The 22,199-nt window shown below is 67.3% G+C and carries 19 protein-coding genes; 5 read left to right on the top strand and 14 right to left on the bottom strand.

Translation table 11 applies throughout. The annotated features are described in order from the left end of the window. Window positions 1-90: 90 nt before the first annotated feature. On the top strand, window positions 91-1,059 hold the full coding sequence (locus AC6EI8_RS02910) for a Bug family tripartite tricarboxylate transporter substrate binding protein (RefSeq protein WP_498381243.1): 969 nt from the start codon (window positions 91-93) through the stop codon (window positions 1,057-1,059). 49 nt (window positions 1,060-1,108) lie between these two features. Continuing rightward, window positions 1,109-2,092 (top strand): Bug family tripartite tricarboxylate transporter substrate binding protein, encoded by a 984-nt coding sequence (locus tag AC6EI8_RS02905; RefSeq protein ID WP_498381242.1) that lies wholly within the window; start codon window positions 1,109-1,111, stop codon window positions 2,090-2,092. On the opposite strand, the gene pip is transcribed toward AC6EI8_RS02905, so the two are convergent. The 5 genes from pip to AC6EI8_RS02880 all read right to left on the bottom strand — a co-directional run bounded on the left by pip (window position 2,064) and on the right by AC6EI8_RS02880 (window position 7,589). After that, entirely contained in the window at window positions 2,064-3,050 is a 987-nt protein-coding gene (gene pip / locus AC6EI8_RS02900; protein WP_149315961.1) for a prolyl aminopeptidase, read from the bottom strand. The two genes, AC6EI8_RS02905 and pip, sit on opposite strands and share 29 nt — an antisense overlap. A gap of 148 nt (window positions 3,051-3,198) precedes the next feature. Further along, window positions 3,199-4,173, bottom strand: a complete 975-nt coding sequence (locus AC6EI8_RS02895; protein ID WP_498381241.1) for a DUF2182 domain-containing protein — start codon at window positions 4,171-4,173, stop codon at window positions 3,199-3,201. Then, window positions 4,094-4,720, bottom strand: a complete 627-nt coding sequence (locus AC6EI8_RS02890; protein WP_498381240.1) for a DUF1326 domain-containing protein — start codon at window positions 4,718-4,720, stop codon at window positions 4,094-4,096. The genes AC6EI8_RS02895 and AC6EI8_RS02890 overlap by 80 nt, the downstream gene beginning before the upstream one ends. 538 nt (window positions 4,721-5,258) lie before the next feature. Continuing rightward, a complete protein-coding gene (locus tag AC6EI8_RS02885) occupies window positions 5,259-6,230 on the bottom strand; it encodes a Bug family tripartite tricarboxylate transporter substrate binding protein (protein ID WP_498381239.1) in 972 nt (323 codons plus the stop codon). A 459-nt stretch (window positions 6,231-6,689) separates the two neighbouring features. Next, on the bottom strand, window positions 6,690-7,589 hold the full coding sequence (locus tag AC6EI8_RS02880; RefSeq protein ID WP_149315958.1) for a metal-dependent hydrolase: 900 nt from the start codon (window positions 7,587-7,589) through the stop codon (window positions 6,690-6,692). Between the two features lie 360 nt (window positions 7,590-7,949). Here AC6EI8_RS02880 and AC6EI8_RS02875 point away from each other — a divergent pair, with 360 nt between their 5' ends. Then, window positions 7,950-8,333, top strand: a complete 384-nt coding sequence (locus AC6EI8_RS02875; RefSeq protein WP_498381238.1) for a hypothetical protein — start codon at window positions 7,950-7,952, stop codon at window positions 8,331-8,333. A 135-nt stretch (window positions 8,334-8,468) separates the two neighbouring features. Here the strand turns inward: AC6EI8_RS02875 and AC6EI8_RS02870 are convergent, their stop codons facing one another. From AC6EI8_RS02870 to AC6EI8_RS02860, 3 genes are all read right to left on the bottom strand, one after another. Further along, a complete protein-coding gene (locus AC6EI8_RS02870) occupies window positions 8,469-9,656 on the bottom strand; it encodes an MFS transporter (protein WP_498381236.1) in 1,188 nt (395 codons plus the stop codon). Between the two features lie 193 nt (window positions 9,657-9,849). Continuing rightward, a complete protein-coding gene (locus tag AC6EI8_RS02865) occupies window positions 9,850-12,165 on the bottom strand; it encodes a xanthine dehydrogenase family protein molybdopterin-binding subunit (protein WP_226105734.1) in 2,316 nt (771 codons plus the stop codon). Beyond that, window positions 12,165-12,635 carry a (2Fe-2S)-binding protein gene (locus AC6EI8_RS02860; protein ID WP_150083924.1) on the bottom strand — a complete coding sequence of 157 codons (471 nt, stop codon included), beginning with the start codon at window positions 12,633-12,635 and terminating at the stop codon, window positions 12,165-12,167. The genes AC6EI8_RS02865 and AC6EI8_RS02860 overlap by 1 nt, the downstream gene beginning before the upstream one ends. 269 nt (window positions 12,636-12,904) lie before the next feature. Between AC6EI8_RS02860 and AC6EI8_RS02855 the strand changes: the two genes are divergently transcribed. Beyond that, on the top strand, window positions 12,905-13,795 hold the full coding sequence (locus AC6EI8_RS02855; RefSeq protein WP_498381235.1) for a LysR family transcriptional regulator: 891 nt from the start codon (window positions 12,905-12,907) through the stop codon (window positions 13,793-13,795). Between the two features lie 85 nt (window positions 13,796-13,880). On the opposite strand, the gene AC6EI8_RS02850 is transcribed toward AC6EI8_RS02855, so the two are convergent. The 6 genes from AC6EI8_RS02850 to AC6EI8_RS02825 all read right to left on the bottom strand — a co-directional run bounded on the left by AC6EI8_RS02850 (window position 13,881) and on the right by AC6EI8_RS02825 (window position 21,044). Continuing rightward, window positions 13,881-14,357, bottom strand: coding sequence for a RidA family protein (locus AC6EI8_RS02850; protein WP_322784946.1), 477 nt, complete (start codon window positions 14,355-14,357; stop codon window positions 13,881-13,883). 34 nt (window positions 14,358-14,391) lie between these two features. Continuing rightward, window positions 14,392-15,843, bottom strand: coding sequence for an aminotransferase class V-fold PLP-dependent enzyme (locus AC6EI8_RS02845; RefSeq protein ID WP_149315941.1), 1,452 nt, complete (start codon window positions 15,841-15,843; stop codon window positions 14,392-14,394). A 244-nt stretch (window positions 15,844-16,087) separates the two neighbouring features. Beyond that, window positions 16,088-16,759 carry a response regulator gene (locus AC6EI8_RS02840; protein WP_149315940.1) on the bottom strand — a complete coding sequence of 224 codons (672 nt, stop codon included), beginning with the start codon at window positions 16,757-16,759 and terminating at the stop codon, window positions 16,088-16,090. Beyond that, on the bottom strand, window positions 16,725-18,278 hold the full coding sequence (locus AC6EI8_RS02835; RefSeq protein WP_498381234.1) for a cache domain-containing protein: 1,554 nt from the start codon (window positions 18,276-18,278) through the stop codon (window positions 16,725-16,727). The genes AC6EI8_RS02840 and AC6EI8_RS02835 overlap by 35 nt, the downstream gene beginning before the upstream one ends. Before the next feature lie 554 nt (window positions 18,279-18,832). Further along, window positions 18,833-19,840 (bottom strand): tripartite tricarboxylate transporter substrate binding protein, encoded by a 1,008-nt coding sequence (locus AC6EI8_RS02830; protein WP_149315939.1) that lies wholly within the window; start codon window positions 19,838-19,840, stop codon window positions 18,833-18,835. Window positions 19,841-19,862: 22 nt separating this feature from the next. Beyond that, on the bottom strand, window positions 19,863-21,044 hold the full coding sequence (locus tag AC6EI8_RS02825; protein ID WP_498381260.1) for a M20 aminoacylase family protein: 1,182 nt from the start codon (window positions 21,042-21,044) through the stop codon (window positions 19,863-19,865). A 161-nt stretch (window positions 21,045-21,205) separates the two neighbouring features. On the opposite strand from AC6EI8_RS02825, the gene AC6EI8_RS02820 reads away from it, so the two are divergent. Next, entirely contained in the window at window positions 21,206-22,114 is a 909-nt protein-coding gene (locus tag AC6EI8_RS02820) for a LysR family transcriptional regulator (protein ID WP_149315938.1), read from the top strand. Window positions 22,115-22,199 lie beyond the last annotated feature (85 nt).

The raw sequence follows: 22,199 nt of genomic DNA, 5'->3' as shown, positions 1-22,199 counted from the left end.
TCCGGATTCACGCCACAGCCCCAGCAAGCCCCGACAAGCACAACAAGCACAACAAGCACAACACACGACGAACACAACAGGAGACAACCGATGCTGAACCATCGCTGGATGCGCGCGGCCATGATGACCGTGGCCTGCCTGGCCACCGCCGCGCCTTGGAGCCACGCCGCCGCGAAATGGCCCGACAAGCCCGTCACGCTGATCGTGCCTTATGCCCCAGGCGGTGGCACCGATATCGTCAGCCGGCTGGTGGCGCAGAAGCTGTCGGAGCGCTGGGGCCAGTCGGTGGTGGTCGAGAACCGCTCCGGCGCCAACGGCGTGATCGGCACCGGCCACGTCGCCAAGTCGGCGCCGGATGGCCACACCTTGCTGATGGTGGTCGGCTCGCACGCGATCAATCCGGTGCTGATGAAGAGCCTGCCGTATGACACCGCCAAGGGCTTCACGCCGATCACGCGGCTGGCGGTGTCGCCGATGGTGCTGGTGGTCGCCAAGTCGAGCCCGTACAAGACGCTGAACGATCTGGTCGAGGCCGCGCGCAAGCAACCGCTCGGCGTGGGTTATTCGGAGGGGCAGACCCGACTGACCGGCGAGCTGCTGCGCCAGGTCGGCAAGCTGCAGACGATCCCGGTGTCGTACAAGGGCGGGGCGCAGATCATGGTCGACATCATCGGCGGCCATCTCGCCTCGGGCTTTACCAGCGTGCTGACCGCCTTGCCGCACGTCAACGGCGGCAACCTGCGCGTGATCGGCGTTGCCGCGGACGAGCGCATGCCGATCTTCCCCGACGCGATGACGTTCAAGGAAGCCGGCCTCGAGGGCGTGCAGTCGCTGAACTGGTATGGCCTGTTCGGACCCGCCGGCATGCCCGCGGCCACGGTCGAACAGATCCACCGCGACCTGCGCGAGGTCACGGCCGACCCCGCGGTCGCCAAGCAGATGCGGGACCAGGGCGCCGCCATCGTGCTGACTCCGCCGGACGCGTTCCGCGCGTTCATCGGCAGCGAGACGCAGAAGTGGGCCGAAGTGGCACGCCGCGGCGGCATTCGCCCCGAGTAGCGCAGCGCGGACGCAACGACCCGCGATATAACGAGCAGGAGGAGACAAGATGCAACGCCGCAAACTGATTCAGGCGCTGGGGGCCGCCGTGCTGGCGCTCGCCGCGGGGCCGGGCTCCAACGCCCTGGCCCAGGACTATCCGGCGCGGCCGATCCGGCTGATCGTGCCGTTCGCTCCCGGCGGGGTCTCGGACACCAGCGCGCGCGTGATCGCCGACAAACTGGGCCAGCGGCTCGGCCAGCAGGTCGTGGTCGACAACCGTCCGGGGGCGTCGGGCAATATCGGCACCGCGATGGCCGCGCAGGCGGCGCCGGACGGGTATACGCTGTTGCTCGGCTTCGACGGCACCATGGTGATCAACCCGCATGTGTTCGCCAAGGTCCCGTTCGACACGGTCAAGGATTTCGTGCCGATCAGCAAGATCGGCGATGCCGCGCTGATCCTGATCACCCATCCGTCGGTGCCGGCGAAGAACCTGAGCGAGCTGGTGGCGTACTCGCGAACCATCTCGGCGGGCCTGTCCTATGGCAGCGCCGGCACCGGCAGCACGCCGCATCTGGCCGGCGAACTGCTGAAGGCGCGCACCGGGCTGAACATGGTCCACGTGCCCTACAAGGGCGGCGGACAGGCCATGGGCGATCTGGTCGGGGGCACGCTGCCGGTGCTGTTTACCGCGGTGGCCGGCGCGCAGCAATACGTGAAGAACGGCAAGGCCAACGCGATCGCGGTGTCCGCTGCGAAGCGCGTGCCGTCGCTGCCGGACGTGCCGACGCTGGCGGAGTCGGGCGTGCCCGGTTTCGTCAGCGACTCATGGGTAGGGCTGCTGGCGCCGGCCCATACGCCGAAGGAGATCGTCGACAAGCTGGCGCGCGAGCTCAATGCAGTGGTCAATATGCCCGATACCCGTGAGCGGCTGGCGACGCTGGGGATCGTGCCGTCGGGCAATACTTCGGAGGCCTTCGCCAGCGAGATCCAGAACGACCTGAAGAAGTACAGCGAGATCGTCAAGACCGCGAAGATTCGCGTGCAGTGAGGGCTTGCGCGTCGGCGAAGCGATCGGTCGCGGCGATCAGCTGATCGAGGATGCCCGGCTCCGTCCACGCATGGCCGGCGCCCTCGATCAGATGGAAATCGGCCTGCGGCCAGGCCTGGTGCAACGCATAGGCATAGCGCGCGGGGCATGGCATGTCATAGCGGCCATGCACGATGACGCCGGGAATGCCGGCCAGCTTGTGCGCATCGCGCAGCAGCTGGCCTTCTTCCAGCCAGCAGCGGTGCGTGAAGTAGTGGTTTTCCAGCCGCGCAAACGCCAGCGCGAAATGGCCGTCGTCGTGCCTGGCGGCGATCGCCGGATCGGGCAACAGCGTAATCGTCTCGGCTTCCCACACGCTCCATGCGCGCGCGGCTTCAATTTGGCGGGCCTTGTCGTCGCCGGTCAGCAGCTTGCGGTAGGCCGCCATCATGTTGCCGCGCTCGGCCTCGGGCACTGGCGCCTGGAAACGTGCCCACTTGTCGGGGAACATCTCCGACACGCCATATTGGTAGTACCAGTCGAGCTCCGCCTGAGAGACCGTGTAGATGCCGCGCAGCACCAGCTCGCTGACGCGCTCGGGATGCTTCTGCGCATAGGCCAGCGCCAGCGTCGAACCCCACGAGCCGCCGAACACCAGCCAGCGTTCGACACCGGCCAGCGCGCGCAGCCGTTCGATGTCGTCGACCAGATGCCAGGTCGTATTGGCTTCTAGCCCGGCATGCGGTGTCGAGCGGCCGCAGCCGCGCTGGTCGAACAGCAATACGTCATAGCGTGACGGATCGAACAGGCGCCGATGGTCGGGCGAGATGCCGCCGCCTGGCCCGCCGTGCAGGAACACCGCCGGCTTGGCGCCGGGCGTGCCGGCACGCTCGTAGTAGATGACGTGGCCATCGCCGACATCGAGCGTGCCGGTCTCGTAGGGTTCGATTTCGGGATAGAGCGTGCGCAGCGAGGGCATGGATGCGGTCTCCGAGGAGGAATACCGCAGTGTACCGGGGGCGAACGCCCCCAACAGCCTCGACGGCCGCCACAGCCGCAACAGCGGCCCCAGCGCCCCCAGCGGCCCCCAATGGCGACAGCTGACACAGCCGCGGCAGGCCCCAGGATCAGGCCGCCATCGGCGCCGCGCCAAGCCAGATCAGCAGCGCCCCTGCTGCGATCAGCACGATTCCGGACAGGCGCGCCACCTGCAAGCCCTCGGGCCCCACTTTCTCCAGCAGCACGAGCAGGGCCAGCGCGGCGACCCAGGCCAGCGCCATCACGCCGGTCACGAACAGTACGCCCATCAGCGCCCAGCAGCAGCCCAGGCAGAACGCGCCATGCCGCATGCCCATCGTCAGTGCACCACGCTTGCCGTCGCGCCAGTTCGTCATCAGGAAGCCGAGCGGGCTGCGGCAGTGGGTCAGGCAGGCCCGCTTCCATGGCGTCAGCTGGTAGAGGCCCGCCGCGCAAAGGATCGCGCCAGCGGCCACGCGGCTCGACATCGCCATCGCCGGCGACAGCAGCAGGGCCTCGTGCAGGGCCCATTGCACGAGTGTCATGGCCGCGCTGAAAGCGGTCCAGACGGCCAGATAGCCAAGCCCGAAGCAGACCACCGTCGCCGGCAGCCTGCGGTTCTCCCGCCGGCGTTGCAGTCCGGCGTAGATCAGCACCACCGGCGCGGCGGCCGGCGCCATCATGCCGATCATCATGACGACCCACATTGCGAAGGTGTAGAGCAGGTCCGCGGCCGTCCAGGGCATCGGCATGTCCTTGCCCATGCCCATGCCGGCCATCATGGCGTCGTGATCCGCAGTGGGGGGCATCGACCGGTCCAGATGGATCAGATAGCCCCACGCAAGCGCCGCTATGGCGAGCATGCAGGCCCAGCCGAACAGCCGGTCGCGCCGCTGCAATGCGCCGTACCGGGCGGCGTCCCGACCGCCGTCTCTACCGCCGTCCCGATCGTTGCCCCGATCGTTGTCCCGAACGCCGGCCGGTAGCGGCACCGCGCCGGCGGGCTCAGGCTCCCTGCCAGGAGAATGGCGCATATTGGCCATTGTTGCGGCCGCTGTCGTCGTCCCAGACCAGGCCCAGCGCATGGACGTGGCTGCGTGCGGGGCGCGCCAGCGCGACGCGGTCCGCGGCCGGGTGGCCGGTGTTATCCAGATGGATCGGCTCGGTCGCATTCGGATTGATGCCCATCACGCCTTCGGCCGCCATGTCGACCAGGTTCGGCGCGGTGACCGACCAACTGCGGCTGTTGCGGTCGAAGCGGATCTGCGCCGATTCCACCCCGGCGAACGAGCCGACCAGCGGGGAGAGCGCCGCAATCGGCCCGCCCGCGGCTCCGCTGGCAATCGCGGTGATCGCATCACGCTGTGAGGCATCGGCGCGTTCGTCGACGATCACGCCGACGGACCAGTTGCCCTTGCCCATTTCCTCTGGCGTCGACCCCAGCACGATAAAGCCGAGCCCATCGAGCGACACCTCGCCATATCGGCCCTGCTCGATCTGGAAGCCCATGGCGAAGATGCAGTGCCCCTTGGTGGGCGGCGCGGCCAGCTGTCCCGGCAGGCACGGGCAGATGAAGTCGCAGTTGCAGGTCTCGTAATACTGACCCTCGATGTTCCAGTTGGGCGTGGCCATGGTTTGCCTCCTTGCCTTGCGTCCCGGACCGCACTCGCGTACCGCGGTGGAGCGGGCGGTACGCGGCGTCTCGGTTTCGCGGGTAGCGATTCACTGGAATATAGGTGAGCGGGCGGGGGATGCCGGCGGGGCCGGCAAAGTCAGTGATTTTTGCCTCAGGATGGCGGGCGAGAGCGGCGGTGCGGGGAAGGTGGCAGTGCGGGGAACGGCGGCAGTGCAGGGAAGGCGCGGGTGCGGGGAGGCGCGGAGCGGGGAGGCGCGGAGCGGGGAGGGGAGGCGGAGAACGGAGAACGGAGAACGGAGAACCGGGAACGGGGAACGGGGAACGGGGAACGGGGAACGGGGAACGGGGAACGGGGAACGGGGAACGGGGAACGGGGAACGGGGAACGGAGAACGGGGAACGGGGAACGGGGAACGGGGAACGGGGAGGCGGGGAATGGGGAGGCGGAGAGATGGGGCGCCGGTGCCGCCGGCGGGGCGGCGGCACCGGGATCATGCAGGCGTCGGCGAGACGCCCGGCGAAGCTGCGCTGCGGCTTATTCCACCGTTGCGCCGGACTCCTGCACGATGGTCTTCCACTTCTTGTAGTCGGACTGGACCAGATCGGCGAACTGCTTCTGCGACATCAGCTTCGGCTCGGCGCCCTGCTCGTGAATCGCCTGGATCATCGCCGGCGTGGCGAGCTGCTTGTTCACTTCGGCGGCCAGCTTGTCGACCACCTCGCGCGGCGTTTTCGCCGGCGCGAAGATGCCGTACCACGTGCTGACGTCGACCTGCTTGTAGCCGCTTTCGGCCAGCGTGGGCACATCCGGCAGCGAGGTGCTGCGCGTGGCCGAGGTCACGGCCAGCGCGCGCAGCTTGCCCGCCTTGATCTGCGCCATGGCCGACGGCACCGAGGCCACCATCAGGTCCACGTTGCCGGCGATGGCGTCCATCATCGCGGCGTTCGAGCCCTTGTACGGCACGTGCAGCAGCTTGATGCCCGCGGCCTGGCTGAAGATTTCCGCGGCCAGATGAATGGTCGTGCCATTGCCCGGCGAGCCGTACTTGATCGAGCCGGGCGCGCGCTTGGCGGCGGCCACTACGTCGGCGATGTTCTTGAACGGCGAATTGGCCGGCGCGACGATCATGATCGGTGTGTAGGCGACATGCGTCACCGCGACCAGGTCCTTGCTCGGGTTGTACTTGACCGTCTTGTACAGCCACGGGGCCACGACGAGGTTGTCCTTCTGGCCCATCACCAGCTCGTAGCCGGTCGGCGCCGCGCGCACGACCTCGGCAATGCCGATGGTGCCGCCGGCGCCCGGGCGATTGTCCGGCACCACGGTCCATTTGGCGCTCTGGGTCAGCTGATTGGCGACGAGGCGGGAGAGGATATCGGTGCCGCCGCCCGGAGGGAACGGAATCACCAGTCGGATCGGCTTGGCAGGCCAGGCCGTGTCGGCCTGCACCGGGGCGACGGCGGCCATGCCGCAGGCCGCCAGAAGGGCGAGCAACGCCTTCTTCATCGTCTGTCTCCTTGTTTGGGATGTCCCGAACCAGTCGTGTTGCTGGCTTGTCGCGGCCGGATGGCGCCGGTCCCGCTGGGCTGGAGCAAGTCTAGAGGGCGGGAGTGGAGCGGGCGAAGTCATATTTTCAGAGACCAGATATGCGTTTTAAAAATAGCGGAGGTTACCACTAACGGCGGTGGGAGGGAGATGGAGGGGTCTAAGGGAGGCCTATCGCGGGCGCTGAAGGGGGTAGGGAACGGGCAGCCGCAATCGCCCGAAGCGCCCGGCGCATGCAGGGCTTCGCCGCGCGTCCTAAACGGATCAGCTGGACGCCTGGCAGGACCGGGCCTTGGAGGCGGCGTGCCTGGATGACGTATTTCGCGCCTGAACCGCGCAAATGAGCCGCGAGAACGCGTAGGGCCGAGACTGGCCACAGGGCGATGCCCTTCCTTCAGCCTCGGCCGCGTCGGCAAAGATTCAGAAATCCACTTTCTGCCCCGGCTCCGGCACGATGACGCGGGTCGCATCCGTGGCGCCCAGCGCCGCGGTGAACTCCGCCGGCGTGCCGCGCAGCATGGGGCTGGTCAGATAGTGGATCGGGATCGCATACCGGGGGCGGATCATCTCGCGCACGGCGATCGCCGCCTCGCGCGGCCCCATGGTGAAATGCCCGCCAATGGGGATCAGCACCAGGTCCGGTTTGTAGAGCTCCGCCACCAGCCGCATGTCGGCGAACAGGCCGGTATCGCCCATGTGCCAGATGCGAAAGCCGTTCTCCATCTCGATGATGTAGCCCACCGGCTCGCCGCCGTAGTGGACCTCGTCCTTGCCCGAGCTCGGGTTCTTCCAGACCAGCTCGGAAGAGTGCTCGGCATGCACGGCGGTGATCTTCGGACCGTTGGCACCGAAGGGCGCGACCGTACCGCTCTTGCCGAAGCGCTGCGACAGGTTGGCCGGCACCATGCCGAGGCTGACGAGCGTCTGCCCCATGCCGCCACCGTTGTAGATCGGTGCGTTATGCATCTTCGCCAGCGCCGGCGCATCGCCCAGGTGGTCGCCATGGGCATGCGTGACCAGGATCAGATCGACCTTGCCGAGCGTCTGCAGCTGCTTGAATGGGGCGGGCGTCTTGGGGTTTCCCGTCAGCCAGGGATCGATCACGATGACCTTGCCGCCGGGCGTCGTGATGCGCGTGGCGGCCTGGCCCAGCCACAGGACCTCGGTTTTGCCTGCGGCAGTCTGGCCCGCGGCGGACGGCAGGAGGGCCGGTGTGGAGGCGGACGTCGCGGTGGGGGCGGTCGGGCCTGTAGGCGCGGTGGCGCATGCACCGAGCAACGTCAGCAGGGCGGCGAGCAGAAGGGGGCGCGCTTGTGGCATGGCTTCCTCCGGGCGTGGTGGGCGAGGACGACGTGGGCGCAGGCGTGATGCGAACCAAAGCGACTGCCAAGCGGCAGTATTGGTACGCGCCATGGCGGTGTCAACCTGACGGGGACTCGCTCGTCTTCTCCGCCCGGCCAGCGCCCGCTCGGTACATCGATGATCTCCGTATCCTCCAAGGTCCCGAATAGCGCCACCAACAAATATCAAAATATTTGAATAACAAGGCCAAACCACCGTACTTCTTCAGGCTCGGCGGACCTCTATAGTTCAGCACATGGACAACGCGACGGCGCAACAAACCCAAGCGCGGCAGCGTCCGGATCGATTCAAATCTGCTGACTAATAAAGGAGAAAGCCATGCCCAAGAACGCCACCCTGAAGATCGCCTCCGCTCTGCTGCTGTCGCTCGCCGGTGCCGGGATCGCGCAGGCCGCGACGGTCCCCGCCGACAAGTACGGTTACGAGTTCCGCACGCCGCAGACGTTCACCGATGGTGCCCGCACCTTCGACGTGCATAGCGATGGCGCCCGCAGCTTCGACCCGTACACGCAGGGCGCCCGCAAGGCCGACCCCTATGTCGACGGCGCGCGCAAGGTCGCCGGCCTGGATCGCGTGGGCGTCTCGGCCACGCCCGGTCGGGCCGCAGATGCGTACACGGACGGCGCCCGCGGCTTCGATGCCTTCAGCGAAGGCGCGCGCGGCTTCAATCCCTACCTCGACGGCGCCCGGGCCCAGGCCTGATGCCGGGCGGGGCGACCGGGTACACCCCGCCGCACTCGCTGTCCAAGGGGCAAGAGCGGATACTGGCGAAGGCGGCGGCGAGTTAGTGGGACGTGGTGACGATGTAGCCGGCCAGACAGCGGCGAAGCAGGCCGCTCAACTGCGCCCCATCAGCCGCCGGCCGCTGCCCACCGTCAGCGCCGCCAACACCAGCAGCACCGCGCCGCCGATCAAGGTCGCAGCGATGGAGATGCGGTCCAGCAGCATGCCGCCGAACGCGGCGCCCAGCATGATCGCCAGCTGGATCGCCGCCACCATCAGGCCGCCGCCGCTCTCGGGCTCGTCCTCGATGCCGCGGGACAGCCAGGTCGACCAGCAGACCGGGATCGCGGCGTTCAGCGCGCCCCATGCCACCATCGCGACAGCAACCGCCCAGAAGCTGTGCCCGAACGCCAGCATGGCGACGGTCGCGGCCGCCAGCGCCAAGGGCAGCCCCATCAGCAGCCGATACAGCGAGCGGCCCACCCACGCCGAGGCGAAGTACGTCCCGATAAAGCCCGCGACGCCGAGCCCCAGCAACAGCAGCGACAGCTCTGGCACGGTGACCTGCGTGTAGCGCTCCAGGAACGGCCGGAAGTAGGTGAAGGCCGCGAAGGCCCCGCCGAACGTCAGCATCACGGCGACCATCGCGATGGCAACATGCGGGCGCCCCAGCAGCCGGAAGACCTTGCCGACCGGATTGGTGGCCCGCGGCGGCATCGACGGCAGGCTGAACCATTGCCAGAGCAGATTGGCGAGCACGAACGGCACCAGTACCCAGAACACGCCGCGCCAGCCGATGATGCCGCCCAGGTAGCTGCCGATCGGTGCGGCAAACGCCGTGGCCATCCCATTGCCGGTGTACATGATGCCGAGCGCCTTGGGTACGTCGGCGGCTGGCACCAGCCGCATGATGGTCGCGGTCGCCAGGGCCCAGAAGCCGCCGATGGTGATGCCCAGCAGCCCGCGCGCCACCATCAGCACCGCGAAGTTCGGCGCGATTGCGATCAGCACCAGCGAGGCCAGCATGACGCCGGTCAGCGCCATCAGCACGCGGCGGCGGTCGAAGCGGCCGGCGACCGTGGCGATGAACAGGCTGGCGATGACGGCGAACAGGCCGGAAATCGAGATGGCTTGTCCCGCCATCCCTTCGGTGGCATGCAGGTCGGCGGCGATCGGCGTCAGCAGGCTGATCGGCATGAACTCGGAGGCGATCAGCATGGCCACGCACATGGTCATCGTGCCGATGGCGCTCCAGCGCTCGCGGCGGGAGGAAGCAAGGGGCAGGGCTGCGGAATTTGTCACGGTATCGAAGCGCATCGACGTCTGAATATCAATCCACGAAGGCGTGACGAGCCCTTGCGGCCGTTCGGCGCAATGGCGGGCACGTCGGAGGGCACGTCGGAGTAAAAGGGGGCCCCGCGCAGGTCAGCGTGACCTGCGCGAGGGGCGATCGGGACGGCGATCGGGACGGCGATCGGAGCGGAAAGCGCGGCGCTTACGCGACCGTGCGGACGGGCAGGCTGCGGATGCGTTTACCGGTGGCCGCGAAGATCGCGTTGCACAGCGCGGGCGCCACGGGCGGCACCGGGGGCTCGCCGACGCCGCCGGGCGGCGTGTCGTGGCTGCCGTTGACCAGGTGGGTGCGGATCACGCGCGGCGAGGCGTGGTGGCGCAGCACCTCGTAATCGTGGAAATTGCTCTGCTTCACGCGTCCTTTCTCGAAGCTGATCTCGCTGGTCAGCGCCAGGCTCAGGCCCATGATGGCGCCGCCTTCCATCTGCGCGCGGATGCGCTCCGGGTTGATCTGCGGCCCGCAGTCCATCGCCATGTCGACGGCGACGACCTGCACCTCGCCCTTGTCGTTCACGGCGACCTCGACCACCGTGGCCGTGTAGCTCATGAAGCTGTAGCAGAAGGCCAGGCCCAGGCCATGCCCGCGCGGCAGCTTGCGGCCCCAGCGCGCGCCGCGGGCGGCGGCCTCGATCACGTCGCGCAGCCGGCCGGTGTCGTAGGGATAGCGCTCCGGCGACTCGGTGTAGTTCCAGGTGTCCGCCATGGTGCGCGGATCGATCTTGCGTGCCGGGCCGATCAGGTCCAGCGCGAACTGCTTGTGGTCCTTGCCGGCGCGATGCGCCAGTTCGGCAATGAAGCACTGCGCGGCAAAGGCATGCGGGATATTGGCGACCGAGCGGAACCAGCCGATGCGGGCGTGGGCTTCGACCTCGGCGGTCTCGACCCGGACGTTCGGAATCCGGTACGGCATGTTGATGGCCGACATGCCCGACTCGAACAGCTGCTGGCCCTTGGCGCCCTGCGTAAACAGCGAGCCGATGGTCGGCGCCGCGCTGCGGTGCAGCCAGGTCTGCGGCCTGCCGTCCTTGCCGACCACGGCTTCGATCCGCTCCACCGACACCGTGTGCAGGTAGTCGTGATGGATGTCGTCCTCGCGCGTCCATACCAGCTTGACCGGCGTACCCGGCATGGCCTGCGCGACGATCGCGGCCTCGTCGACGAAATCCGGCTTGGACTTGCGGCCGAAGCCGCCGCCCAGCAGCAGCACGTTGACTCGCACGTCCTTGGGCTCGAGCTTGAGCCGCTTGGCCACGGCGGTCTGCGCGGCAACCGGATTCTGGATCGACGTCCATACCTCGGCGGACTTGCCGCTGACGCGCACGGTGGCAACCGGAGGCTCCATCGAGGCGTGGGCCAGATGGGGGACGTAGTATTCGGCGGCGTAGCGCTCGGCTTCGGCGCTGTTGTTCCAGGCGGCCGGCGCATCGCCTTCGTTGCGCACCACCTTGCCCGGTTGCCGCGCGGCGGCCTCCAGCGTGCGGCGATACGCGGCGGAGTCGTAGCCGGCGTTGGGCCCATCGTCCCAGTCGATCTCGAGCGCGGCACGGCCCTGCATCGCGGCCCAGGTATTGCGCGCGACCACGGCGACGCCGCCCAGCGGCTGGAAGGCCGGCGCGCCGCTGAACGGCGGGATTTCGACGACCTTCAGCACGCCCGGTACGGCCAGCGCCTTCTCGGCGCGGACGGCCCGCGCCTTGCCGCCAACCACCGGCGGCCGTGCCACCACGGCATAGACCATATTCGGCAGGCGCACGTCCATGCCGTAGGTGGCCTGACCCTTGCCGATCGCTTCCAGATCGACCATCCGCACGCGGTCCTTGCCGATGTAGCGGAACTGGTCTGGCGTCTTCAGCTTGAGCGTGCCCTCGGCAGGGACCGGCTGCTTCGCGGCGTCGGCGGCAAGCTCGCCATAAGGCAGGCGCCGGCCCGTCGGCAGGTGCACCACTTCATGCCGTTGCGCGCGGACCTCGCCGACCGGCACGGCCCAACGCGCGGCGGCCGCTGCTTCCAGCATCTGCCGTGCCGCCGCACCGACGCGCCGCATCGGCATCAGGAAGTGCCGCACGCTGCGGGACCCGTCGACGTTCTGGTTGCCGTAGCGGGTCTCGTTGGCCTCGGCCTGCACCACCTTGACGCGGTCCCAGTTCGCCTCCATCTCGTCGGCGACGACCATCGGCAGGCTGGTTCGCACGCCGGTGCCCATCTCGGCGCGGTGCGCGACGATGGTCACCGTGCCGTCCGCGCCGATCGAGACGAACACCAGCGGGTCGGACACCGTGCCGCCGGGCATGGAGTCGGCGCCGTATTTCTTCGGCGCGTCGTCGTCCGCGTGCGCCAGGCCAATGACGCCAATGACGCCATTGGCGCCGACCGCCAGCGACAGCGTGCCGAGCAGCGTTCCCTGCAGGAAGCCGCGGCGGGACAGGTCCGGTGCCTGGATCGAGTCGTTGTCGCGCATCACTTGCCTCCCTTGGCCAGGGCGCCGGCCGCCTGCTTGATGGCGGCGCGGATTCGCGGATAGGTGCCGCAGCGGCAGATATTGCCGCTCATCGCCTCGTCGATCTGGCGCTCGCTGGGGGCCGGCGTGGCCTTCAGCAGGCTGACCGCGGACATGATCTGCCCGGCCTGGCAGTAACCGCACTGCGCGACGTTGTTCTCTACCCAGGCCTTCTGCACCGCGCGGCCGACGCGATCGGCTTCCACGCCCTCGATCGTCGTGATGGCGTGCCCGTCCGCCGCGGAGACCGCGGTGATGCAGGCGCGAATCGGCGAGCCGTCCATATGCACCGTGCAGGCGCCGCACAGTGCCATGCCGCAGCCGAACTTGGTGCCGGTCATGCCCAGCTCATCGCGCAACACCCACAGCAGTGGGGTGTCGCCCGGGACGTCGACTTCCTTGATCTGACCGTTCAATTGGAGGCGTGCCATGGTGCAATAGGGGAGTAATGGAATGGGGGTGGGTTTTTTATTCGGCGGCGAGCCTGCAGCCGGGCTGCGCGTCAGCGCAATGATATTCGGTTATTTGGAATGGATCATTACGCCAATCGGCAAGCACTCATGTATTGTATTCATCAATGTTTTCCCCTGCAGGGGACGACGAAGACGATATTCCGCTATCCCGCCATCCCGCTATCCGTATGGAATGCGGGCAGTCACCGCAACGGCAATTGCAACCGCAAACCCCAACCGCAGCTCGCATGGCACGCGATAACATCAACGACATTCTCGCCTTTCTGGCCGTCGCCCGGGAACGCAGCTTCACGCGCGCGGCCGCCAGGCTCGGCGTCTCGCAATCCGCGCTCAGCCATACCATCCGCGCGCTGGAGACGCGGCTGGGCGTGCGGCTGCTGACCCGCACCACGCGCAGCGTATCGCCGACCGAGGCCGGTGAACGGTTGATCCAGACCGTGGCGCCCAGGCTGGAAGAGGTCGAGGCCGAAATTTCCGCGGTCAGGGAATTGGGCGACAAGCCGATCGGCACCGTGCGCATCACGGCGATCGATCATGTCATCGACAATATCCTGATGCCGCGACTGTCGAGCCTGCTGGCGGCCTATCCCGAATTGCGCGTCGAAATGAATTCGGACTACCGGATGGTCGATATCGCGGCCGAGCAATACGATATCGGCGTGCGCTGGGGCGACCAGATCGCCAAGGACATGATCGCGGTGCGGCTGACGCCGGATGTACAGATGATGATCGTCGGCGCGCCGGACTATTTCGCGGCGCACGGCGAACCACGCTCTCTCGAAGACCTGCTCAGGCACAACTGCATCACGCTGCGGCTCAGCGGCGGCGGCTTGTATGCCTGGGAGCTCCGCCACAAGCGGCGCGCGGTCCAGGTTCGCGTCAGCGGGCAGCTGACCTTCAACACCGCCTATCAGATGGTGCGTGCCGCGGCCAGCGGCGGCGGCCTGGCCTTCGTGACGGAGGACCTGGCCGAACCCTATCTGCGCGACGGGCGTCTGCGCAGGGTCATGGACAATTTCTGTCCGAAGTTTCCGGGACTGTTCGCCTACTATCCGAACCGGCGCCATGCCTCCCGGGCGCTGAGGCTGGTGATCGAAGCGATCCGCTGCCCGGAATGAGGCGAACAACGACGCGGCGGGGCGCGACTCGCGCCGCGCCCCGCCCGCCCCGCCGAAAGGGCCTCCCTACCGCAATGCAGCCCGCTCAGGGCTTCACTGCAATCGCCCCGATCTCCACGGCCACATCGCGCGGCAGCCTGGCTACCTGCACCGTCGCGCGCGCCGGCGTGACGCCGGTGAAGTAGGTCCCGTAGACCTCGTTCATCTTGGCGAAGTCGTTCAGGTCCTTCATGTAGACCGTGGTGGAAACCACGTTGGCCATCGTCATCCCGTCGGCGGCCAGCACCGCCTTCAGGTTGTCGAGCACCAGCCGGGTCTGCGCCTCGATCGGCGCGTCCTTCAGCAACTCCCCGGTCTTCGGGTGAATCGGGATCTGCCCCGCCAGGTACAGCACATTGCCGGCACGGACCGCCTGCGAATAGGGTCCGATGGCCTTGGGCGCATCGGGCGACGAGACGGCACGCAGTGCACCACCTTGCATGGCGCCGCCATGCTGGGCGCAGGCGGACAGCGATGCCACCCCGCAAGCCGCGGCGGCAATCAATGCGATCGATCGTTTCATGGGCTGACTCTTGTTGGAATTGGATTGGGGTCGGTTACGCCATGGCGCCGGACAGATTCCACATCGAATCCACCAGCCGGTCGATGTCGTTGGCGTCGTGCCACAGGTGCGTCGAGATTCGGATGCCGTAGTGCTGGGCGGGCGCGCCGATGACCTCGAAATTGACCGAGCGGATCACGAAGCCCGGCGAGAAGTCGCTCAGCATGCGGTTGACGAACGTCGTTGCCTTCTGCTGGTTCATCGCATCGTCGCGGTTGCGGAACGGGTTGAAGCAGGTCAGCGCCGAGACCAGCTTCGGATCATCCTTCGGCGAATACAGCGAATCGATGCCCCAGCGCTCGACGATCTTCTCCTTCAGATAGGCCGACAGCGTCAGATCGTAGGTCTCGATCTTCTTCCGGCCGATCGAGTCCCACATCTCGCAGGCGCGGGCGAGCGACTTGAACATCGGCACGTGCAGGCTGCCGCAGGACGTCACCGTGGCCGCGATGTCATAGGAGCCGCGCGGCTGCTGCCTCGCGTAGGAACTGGTATGGATCGGGAACCAGTCGGGCAGCGGCAGCGGGTTCGATGCGCGCATCTTGTTGCGGATGACCAGGATGCCGGTCGAGCCCGGGCCGCACTGCCACTTGTGTCCGGCGCCGGACATGAAGTCCATGCCAAGAGCGCCGTAGTCGTACGCCATCATGCCGGGCAGGTGTGCCCCGTCGACGATGCTGATCAGGCCGTGGGCCTTGACCACCTCCATCAGATCGGCGATCGGCAGCATGGTGCCGGTCTTGTAGGTGGGCGAGGACCACATCATCGCGCGCACCCGCTTTCCCTGGCCTTTCAACGCACGGATGCGCTCGTCGAACAACTGGACATAGGTGCTGGCGCTCTGGCGGTTGCCGGTCGGCAGCGGGATCATCGACACCTCGATGCCGTAGCGGTCCACCGCGATATTGAGCGGCGTCAGCCCGCCGCCGTGCTCATGGTTGGTGGTCACCACGACATCGCCCGGCTCCCACTTGATGCCCAGGATCGCATGGCACATGCCCGACGAGGTGTTGGCCGAGAAGGCCAGTTCGTCGCGATCGACGCCGAAGCCCTTGGCCACGGCCTCGCGCAGGTCGGCGAGGTTGCCATAGCCGCTGGCCGAGTCGGCCGCCTTGGCGAAGTTCTCCTGCTGGAAGGTATCGAGCACGACCTGCGGCATCGAGCCGCCGGTGCCGATGTTCATGTAGACCTTCTCGGGCTTGAGCACGAACATGCCCTGCACCTGCGCCCAGAAGGCTTCGTCCTGCGTCAGCCGCGAGCGCAGGTCCGAGGCCTGCGCCGACGCGTCGTCGGAGCAGGCGCCGATCAGCGGCCCCAGGGCCAGCGAGCCGGCGCCGTAGGCCAGCATGCGCAGGAATTCGCGCCGCTTGGGCGTCCACGTCGACAAGTCGTCCACCTGCGGTTGCGTCGCGACAGCCCGTCTCTGCGTTTGCTTCAACTCGTCCATGGTGCTCTCCCGTTTTCGTCCAGCGATCGGCGCATCGGCGCGTCCGCGTGTTCGAACGCATGGCGCCTGTCCAAAAAAGTCTACGCAAACTACGGTTCCTGCATCAGGACGACTTTCCCCTACGCAGTAATACCGAGAGCGGGTTTTCCGGGCATGCACAAGAGCGATGCGCAAGCGGTCTTGCGCAGTGCAAACGGCACCATCAGGCACCATCAAGGGGATGGCACCGCAACAGGAAAGATCGTCAGCAGTCTGCCGCTAATGCCTCGTCGGCCAATCCGATCGCATGCAGATCGGAGAAATGCACCGCGTATTTGACGAGCTCGGCGCGCCCGCCGACCTGCAGCTTGCGGCGGACGTGCAGACGATGCGTCTCGACGGTGCGTACCGAGGTGCCGAGCCGCTCGGCGATCTCCTTGTTGGAGTAGCCCTCGGCCACCAGCTTCAGCACGGTGGCCTCCTTGGGCGTCAGCGTCCGGCGCGAGGAGGGAGGCGGTTCGTCGGTCTGCAGGAAGGCCTGCAATTCGGTATTCAGATAGGTGCCGCCCGCGGCGACCGTACGGATCGCTGTCACCAGCTCATGCGCGGGCGCTTCCTTGAGGACATAGGCCGCGACGCCGAGCGCGAAGGCGCGGCGCACGTACTCCGGGTCCTTGTGCATCGACAACGCGACCACCCGTATCGACGGAAACCGCTCGGCGAACCGTGTCGCCAGCTGCAGGCCGTTGGCATCGGGCATGTGAATGTCCGAGACAACCAGGTCGGGACGGCGCTGCTCGGCCAGTACGACGGCGTCCTCCACATTGGACGCCTCGCCGACCACCGTCATTTCGCCGGTGGCCTCCAGGCGCAGGCGGACACCGTCCAGCACGAAGGGATGGTCATCGACGAGCAGCACTCGCAGGTTCGAGGTCATGCAGCAGGGCTCCTTGCAGGGGAACGGTGGCCGGAATATCGGGCTGGATGCCGGGGCGGCCGTCGGCGCGGATCTCCGCGCGGAAGTCGGCGCGGAAATCAGCGCGGCTGTCGGACTCGGGCTCGGGCGCGCGCAGCGCCAGCCGTACCTCGACGCGCGTGCCGTCCGCTCCGGTATGGATGGCGAAGTCGCTGCCCTCCAGGCTTTCGATGCGTTCGCGCATATTGCGCAGGCCGATGCCGCCCTTGCGGTCGGCCCGCACCTTCTTCAGATCGAAGCCGCGGCCGTTGTCCTCGATCGTCAGCACGAGATGGCGGTCGGTGCCGGTCAGCGCGATCTGGACCCAGCCGGCATGGGCGTGGGAGAGGGCGTTGTTCAGCGCTTCCTGCGCGACGCGGAACAGCGCCGTGGCCTGCGCCTCGGACAGCGCCGGTATCGCGCCCTGCTCGGTGAAGCGCAGATCGACGGGGCACTGCGGCCGCAACTGTTCGACCAGCATGCGCAGCGCGGCGGCCAGGCCCAGGTCGCTCAGCAGGGCCGGATGCAGGCCATGCGAGACGCGGCGGATCTCGATCAGCGCCTCCTGCAGGCGGCCCAGCCCCTGCGCCAGCAGTTCATGCGGGGCGTGGCGCCGCGCCGGCGGCGGGGCGTCGTTCCGGCCCTGTACGGGTCCTTTTTCCTGTTCCTGTTCCTGTTCCAGATGGACCTGCGCCGTTTCCAGCAGGTACTTGGACGACACCAGCACCTGCACCACGCCGTCATGCAGCTCGCGCGCGACGCGGGCACGCTCCTCTTCCTGCGAGCTGACCACGCGCCGCGCCAGCCGGCGCAGCTTCTCGCCCGATATGCGGGAGTTGTGCAGGTTCAAGGCGAGGCCGCCCAGGCTGATCAGCATGATCGATCCGAGCGCGAAGGCGCTGATCCGGATCTGCGTCTCGCGCAGCGTGCGGGCGGCATTGGCATCGAAGGCCGCCAGCTCCCGCTCGATGTCGTCCATGTAGAGACCGGCGCCCAGAATCCAGCCCCATTGGTCGGCGGCCCGCACGTAGGACATCTTGGGCGCTTCGGTACGGGAAGAGGGCTTGATCCAGTTGTATCGAACAATACCGCCGCCGGAACGGGCCTTGTTGATCAGCAACATGGCCTGGTCGCTGCCGGCATCGGCCGGATCGCAGAAATCGACGCCTTCGATTCCCATGCTGCCCGGGTTCAGCAGCACATTGCCGAGGCGGTCGTAGACGAAGAAGTAGCCGTCATTGCCGAAGTGCATGCGCGACAGGGCGGCGAGCGCCTGCTGCTGCAGGTCCGCCTCCTCGCCGCTGCCGTGGGCGATGCGCACCAGCGTGGCATGCCCGAGCTCGACGTAGTGACGCAGCTCCTTTTCCTTGCTGGCCACGTAGACGGCCTGTACCTGCTGACGATCCTGCCGCGAATGGCTGACCATCTGGTACGAGACCGCCCAGGTCACCAACACGAAGACCACCAGCATGAAGGCCGCGGACAGCGCGACCGTTCTCATGCGGATCGTCAGGCTTTGCACACGTGGGGGCAAATGGATCATCGAGGGGCGCCCAAGAGCCGGTCGTATTCGGGTTCGGCAAGCCGATCGGATGGCCGCCGACGAAACACCGAGGCGGCGCCGCGCAACATGCCGACGCCGCCGAACAAATCGATTCCTCCCAGTTCGATTTATCGAATCAGCCCGCTGCGCGAGTTCGTTGTCCGCGCTTTGTCAGGCTGATTCTCGACCCCTCGTGCCATCGGCGAACAAGGACTGTTCGGTCGACAAGCATGACGAAAGCTATGACGTTTTTTAGCAAAATGCAAGGAACGGGCCAACAGGTGGCAGACCGTGCAACGCAAGCGATGCGCGCCCCGAAAAGCGGCGCGCATGGATCCGAAATGTCAATGCGGGTCGCCACGAAGAACAATGCAGACATGCGGGTCCAAACGCGGCAAGACGCAGCGAGACGCAGCGAGACGCAGCGAGACGCGGCAAAGGCAATCACCGCGTCGGCGCCGGCACGGCTGCGGCACTGCACGAATACCTTTGGGGGCAGCGCTCGCCGTGCCTTAGCCGCCGTTGGTCTTGCGCCCCACGCTGCGAACCAGCTGCGTGACCCGCGTCATGTAGCGGTCGAAGACCTGATTGGCCTGGGCCTGGGTGTCGATCGGCTGCGCGACGGTGCGGCCCTCGGCCTCGAGCCGGGCGCGGATGTCGGGCTTGGCCAGCGCTTCGCCGATCGCCTTGCGCAGTACCGCCACCCGGTTCTCGGGCGTGCCGGCCTTGACGAAATACCCGCCGCTGATCGTGTACTCGAAGTCGGGCACCAGGCGGCTCTGCGAGATCAAGGGAATGTGCTTGAGCGCCGGGGGCAGGGCCTTCGAGAAGCTGGTCAGGATGCGCAGCCGCCCCTGCTGCTGCATGGCGTCGAAGCTGGACTGGTAGGGCAGGATGGCGAAGTCCACCTCGCCGCCCGCGAGGCCCTGCAGCGCCGGCGCGCCGCCCTTGTATGGCACATGCAGGAAGGTGGTGCCCAGCCTGGCTGCCAGCGCGTCGCCCATCAGGTGGTAGATCGAATCGATGCCGACCGTGGCATAGGTCAGCGGCTTGTCCTTGCCCTGTCTGGCCTGTTCGAGAAACCGGTCGAAGGTCTCCGCCGACAGCCCGCTGCGCACCATCAGCACGATGGTGGCGTCGCTGATCGGCGCGGCCAGCATGAAGTCCTGCGGCTTGTAGCGTGCGGCCGGATTGAGCATCGGCGCCAGAAAGACCTCGTTGATCGAGCCGTGGAAGAAGGTGTAGCCGTCGGCGGGCGCGCTCAGCACCTTGTTGGCGCCGATCAGGCCGGTACCGCCGCCGTAGTTTTCGACGACGACCTGCTGCTTGACCGTCTTGCTGATCGATTCCCCGAAGATGCGGGCGGACGTGTCGCTGGCACCGCCGGCCGGGTAGGGCACCACCAGGGCCAGCGGCTTGACGGGAAAGCCGTCCGCGCGCGCGGGCAGCGCGCCGAGCAGCGAGGTCCCGGCGACAGAGCCGGCATATTGCAGGAAACGGCGGCGATTCAGAGATGGCATCGATGTCCCCGGGGATCGGTTGTCAAACCAGATAGCTTTGTGCCAGGTGCGCCCAGAACGCGGCGCCGACCGGCAGAGCCTTGTCGTTGAAGTCGTACAGCGGGTTGTGGACCATGCAGCCGCCGTCCTCGCCCAGGCCGTTGCCGAGCCGGACATAGGCGCCGGGCCGGTGCTCCAGCATGTAGGCGAAATCCTCGCTGCCCATCACCGGCGGCCGCTCGACCACGTTGTCGGCGCCCAGCAGCCGGATCGCGGCCTGCCGCGCAAATTCGGTCTGCGCGGCATGGTTGACCAGCACCGGATACTTGCGCTCGTAGACCACCTCGCTTTGCAGCCGGAAGCTCTCGGCCTGCGCCGCCACGAAGCCGCGGATGCGTTCCTCGACGAGGTCGCGCACCTTCGGGTCGAGCGTGCGTACGCCGATCTTGATCGTCGCGGTTTCCGGCACGACGTTGTATGTGCTGCCGGCCTGGATGGAGCCGACGGTGATGACGGCCGACTTCAGCGCATCGATTTCCCGGCCGACGATCGATTGCAGCCCGAGCACGATGCTGGCGGCGCATTGCATCGGGTCGATGCCGTGATGCGGCATGGCCCCGTGCGCACCGCGCCCGCGCAGCGTGACGGTGGCGCGGTCGAACGAGGCCATGGCCGGCCCGGTGATGAGACCGATCTGCCCGACCGGCAGGCCGGGCGAGTTGTGCAGTGCATAGATTTCGTCGCAGGGAAACCGGTCGAACAGTCCTTCCTCGACCATGCGCAGCGCGCCGCCTTCGTTCTCCTCGGCGGGCTGGAAGATCAGGTTCAGCGTGCCGTTGAAATCCACCGACTCGGCCAGATACCGGGCCGCGCACAGCAGGATGGCGGTGTGGCCGTCATGGCCGCAGGCGTGCATCTTGCCTGCGACCGTGCTGGCATAGGGCAGGCCGGTCTTTTCCTGGATCGGCAGCGCGTCCATGTCCGCGCGGATGCCGAGCGTCTTCTGCCCGCGCCCCTTGGTCAGGCGGCCAACCACGCCGGTGGTGCCCAGCCCCCGATGCACCTCGTAGCCCCATGCCGCGAGCCGTTCGGCGACCAGTTCGCTGGTCTGGCGCTCCTCGAACGCCAGTTCGGGGTGGGCGTGGATGCGCCGGCGGATCTCGACGAATTCCGCGGACAGCGTGGCGATCGATTGCCGCAGGTCGGCAAGGTGGGAGGTGTGCATGGCGGTCAGCGAGCGAATGGTGCGCACCATTCTGCTTCCATGGACCGCTCCGCATCCATGACAATGATGGGCCTAAATCGTTGTATAAACAGCAACATTAAAAAAATCCGCGCCGGCGCCTCCGCGTCGCCGACCGCGGCAAACAAGGGGAGAGAGACGTCATGGAGCATGTGCTGGACCGCAAGCGGGCGCTGTGTTTGCTGCAGATCATCGAAACCGGCACGGTGCGCGGCGCCGCCGAGGTGCTGGAGCTCGATCCCTCGGTGGTGAGCCGGGCCGTGGCCAAGCTGGAGCAGGATCTCGGCGTGACGCTGCTGGAGCGGCGAGGGCGCGGGGTCGTGGCGACCGATGCCGGGCGGCTGCTGGCGCTGTTCGCCCGGCGCCAGCAGGACCTGAGCGATACCTTTCTGGCCGAGATCAACAATCTGAAGAACGCGCAGCGCGGGCACGTGGAGCTGGTCTTCGGCGAGGGCTTCGTCGACCTGGTGCTCGAGCCGGTGCTGCAGGGCTTCCTGCGCACGCACCCCGACGTGACCTACAGCATCCAGGTGGCCGGCACCGACGAAACGGTGCGGCATATCCTCGAAGACCTGGCGCATATCGGCTTTGCCTTCCAGCCGCCCAACGATGTCCGGCTGCGCTCTCACTATTCACGGGTGTCGCCGATCCGGGCGCATGTCCGCAAGGATCATCCGCTCGCGCGCCGGCGCCGCGCGCTGACGCTGGCCGACCTTGCGCCCCACCAGGGCGCCGCGCTGGCCGAATCGTTCGGCGTGCGCAAGCACGTGCAGGCGGCCGAGCTGGAGGAACACATCACGCTCAAGCCGATGCTGGTGACCAACTCGTTCAAGGTGCTGTGGGAATTCGCGGCGATGGGGCTCGGCTACATCCTGACGCCGCGTTCGGTGCCGCTGAAGGGGCCGCAGTTCAAGCAGCTGGTGTCGCTGCCGCTGGCCAGTCCGATCCTCAACAACAGCCGGATCCACGTCATTACCCGGGCCGGCAGGCCGCTGTCCCCGGTGGCCGACAGCCTGCTGCGGCATGTGGTCAAGGCCTTCCCGCTGATCTGAGGCTCGGCGCTGCCCCCGCAATGAACGTTGCGCCGGATGCAATGATCTTCCCGTTCTTAATCAACGCTTAATGTCGCCCTGTCAT

This window comes from Cupriavidus sp. R6-3, assembly GCF_059772245.1.
The sequence above is the reverse complement of the archived record's forward strand: the minus strand, read 5'-3'. Positions and strand labels throughout refer to the sequence as shown.

Excerpts from the sequence above, each read along its gene's own strand:
- AC6EI8_RS02860 (WP_150083924.1), bottom strand. The coding sequence starts at position 12,635 with ATGGCACGCCTCCAATTGAACGGTCAGATCAAGGAAGTCGACGTCCCG.
- AC6EI8_RS02890 (WP_498381240.1), bottom strand. The coding sequence starts at position 4,720 with ATGGCCACGCCCAACTGGAACATCGAGGGTCAGTATTACGAGACCTGC.
- AC6EI8_RS02850 (WP_322784946.1), bottom strand. The coding sequence starts at position 14,357 with ATGAAACGATCGATCGCATTGATTGCCGCCGCGGCTTGCGGGGTGGCA.
- AC6EI8_RS02875 (WP_498381238.1), top strand. The coding sequence starts at position 7,950 with ATGCCCAAGAACGCCACCCTGAAGATCGCCTCCGCTCTGCTGCTGTCG.
- AC6EI8_RS02910 (WP_498381243.1), top strand. The coding sequence starts at position 91 with ATGCTGAACCATCGCTGGATGCGCGCGGCCATGATGACCGTGGCCTGC.
- AC6EI8_RS02840 (WP_149315940.1), bottom strand. The coding sequence starts at position 16,759 with ATGACCTCGAACCTGCGAGTGCTGCTCGTCGATGACCATCCCTTCGTG.
- AC6EI8_RS02830 (WP_149315939.1), bottom strand. The coding sequence starts at position 19,840 with ATGCCATCTCTGAATCGCCGCCGTTTCCTGCAATATGCCGGCTCTGTC.
- AC6EI8_RS02855 (WP_498381235.1), top strand. The coding sequence starts at position 12,905 with ATGGCACGCGATAACATCAACGACATTCTCGCCTTTCTGGCCGTCGCC.
- AC6EI8_RS02885 (WP_498381239.1), bottom strand. The coding sequence starts at position 6,230 with ATGAAGAAGGCGTTGCTCGCCCTTCTGGCGGCCTGCGGCATGGCCGCC.
- AC6EI8_RS02825 (WP_498381260.1), bottom strand. The coding sequence starts at position 21,044 with ATGCACACCTCCCACCTTGCCGACCTGCGGCAATCGATCGCCACGCTG.
- AC6EI8_RS02905 (WP_498381242.1), top strand. The coding sequence starts at position 1,109 with ATGCAACGCCGCAAACTGATTCAGGCGCTGGGGGCCGCCGTGCTGGCG.
- AC6EI8_RS02880 (WP_149315958.1), bottom strand. The coding sequence starts at position 7,589 with ATGCCACAAGCGCGCCCCCTTCTGCTCGCCGCCCTGCTGACGTTGCTC.
- pip (WP_149315961.1), bottom strand. The coding sequence starts at position 3,050 with ATGCCCTCGCTGCGCACGCTCTATCCCGAAATCGAACCCTACGAGACC.
- AC6EI8_RS02865 (WP_226105734.1), bottom strand. The coding sequence starts at position 12,165 with ATGCGCGACAACGACTCGATCCAGGCACCGGACCTGTCCCGCCGCGGC.
- AC6EI8_RS02895 (WP_498381241.1), bottom strand. The coding sequence starts at position 4,173 with ATGCGCTGGGCCTGGTCTGGGACGACGACAGCGGCCGCAACAATGGCC.
- AC6EI8_RS02820 (WP_149315938.1), top strand. The coding sequence starts at position 21,206 with ATGGAGCATGTGCTGGACCGCAAGCGGGCGCTGTGTTTGCTGCAGATC.
- AC6EI8_RS02845 (WP_149315941.1), bottom strand. The coding sequence starts at position 15,843 with ATGGACGAGTTGAAGCAAACGCAGAGACGGGCTGTCGCGACGCAACCG.
- AC6EI8_RS02835 (WP_498381234.1), bottom strand. The coding sequence starts at position 18,278 with ATGAGAACGGTCGCGCTGTCCGCGGCCTTCATGCTGGTGGTCTTCGTG.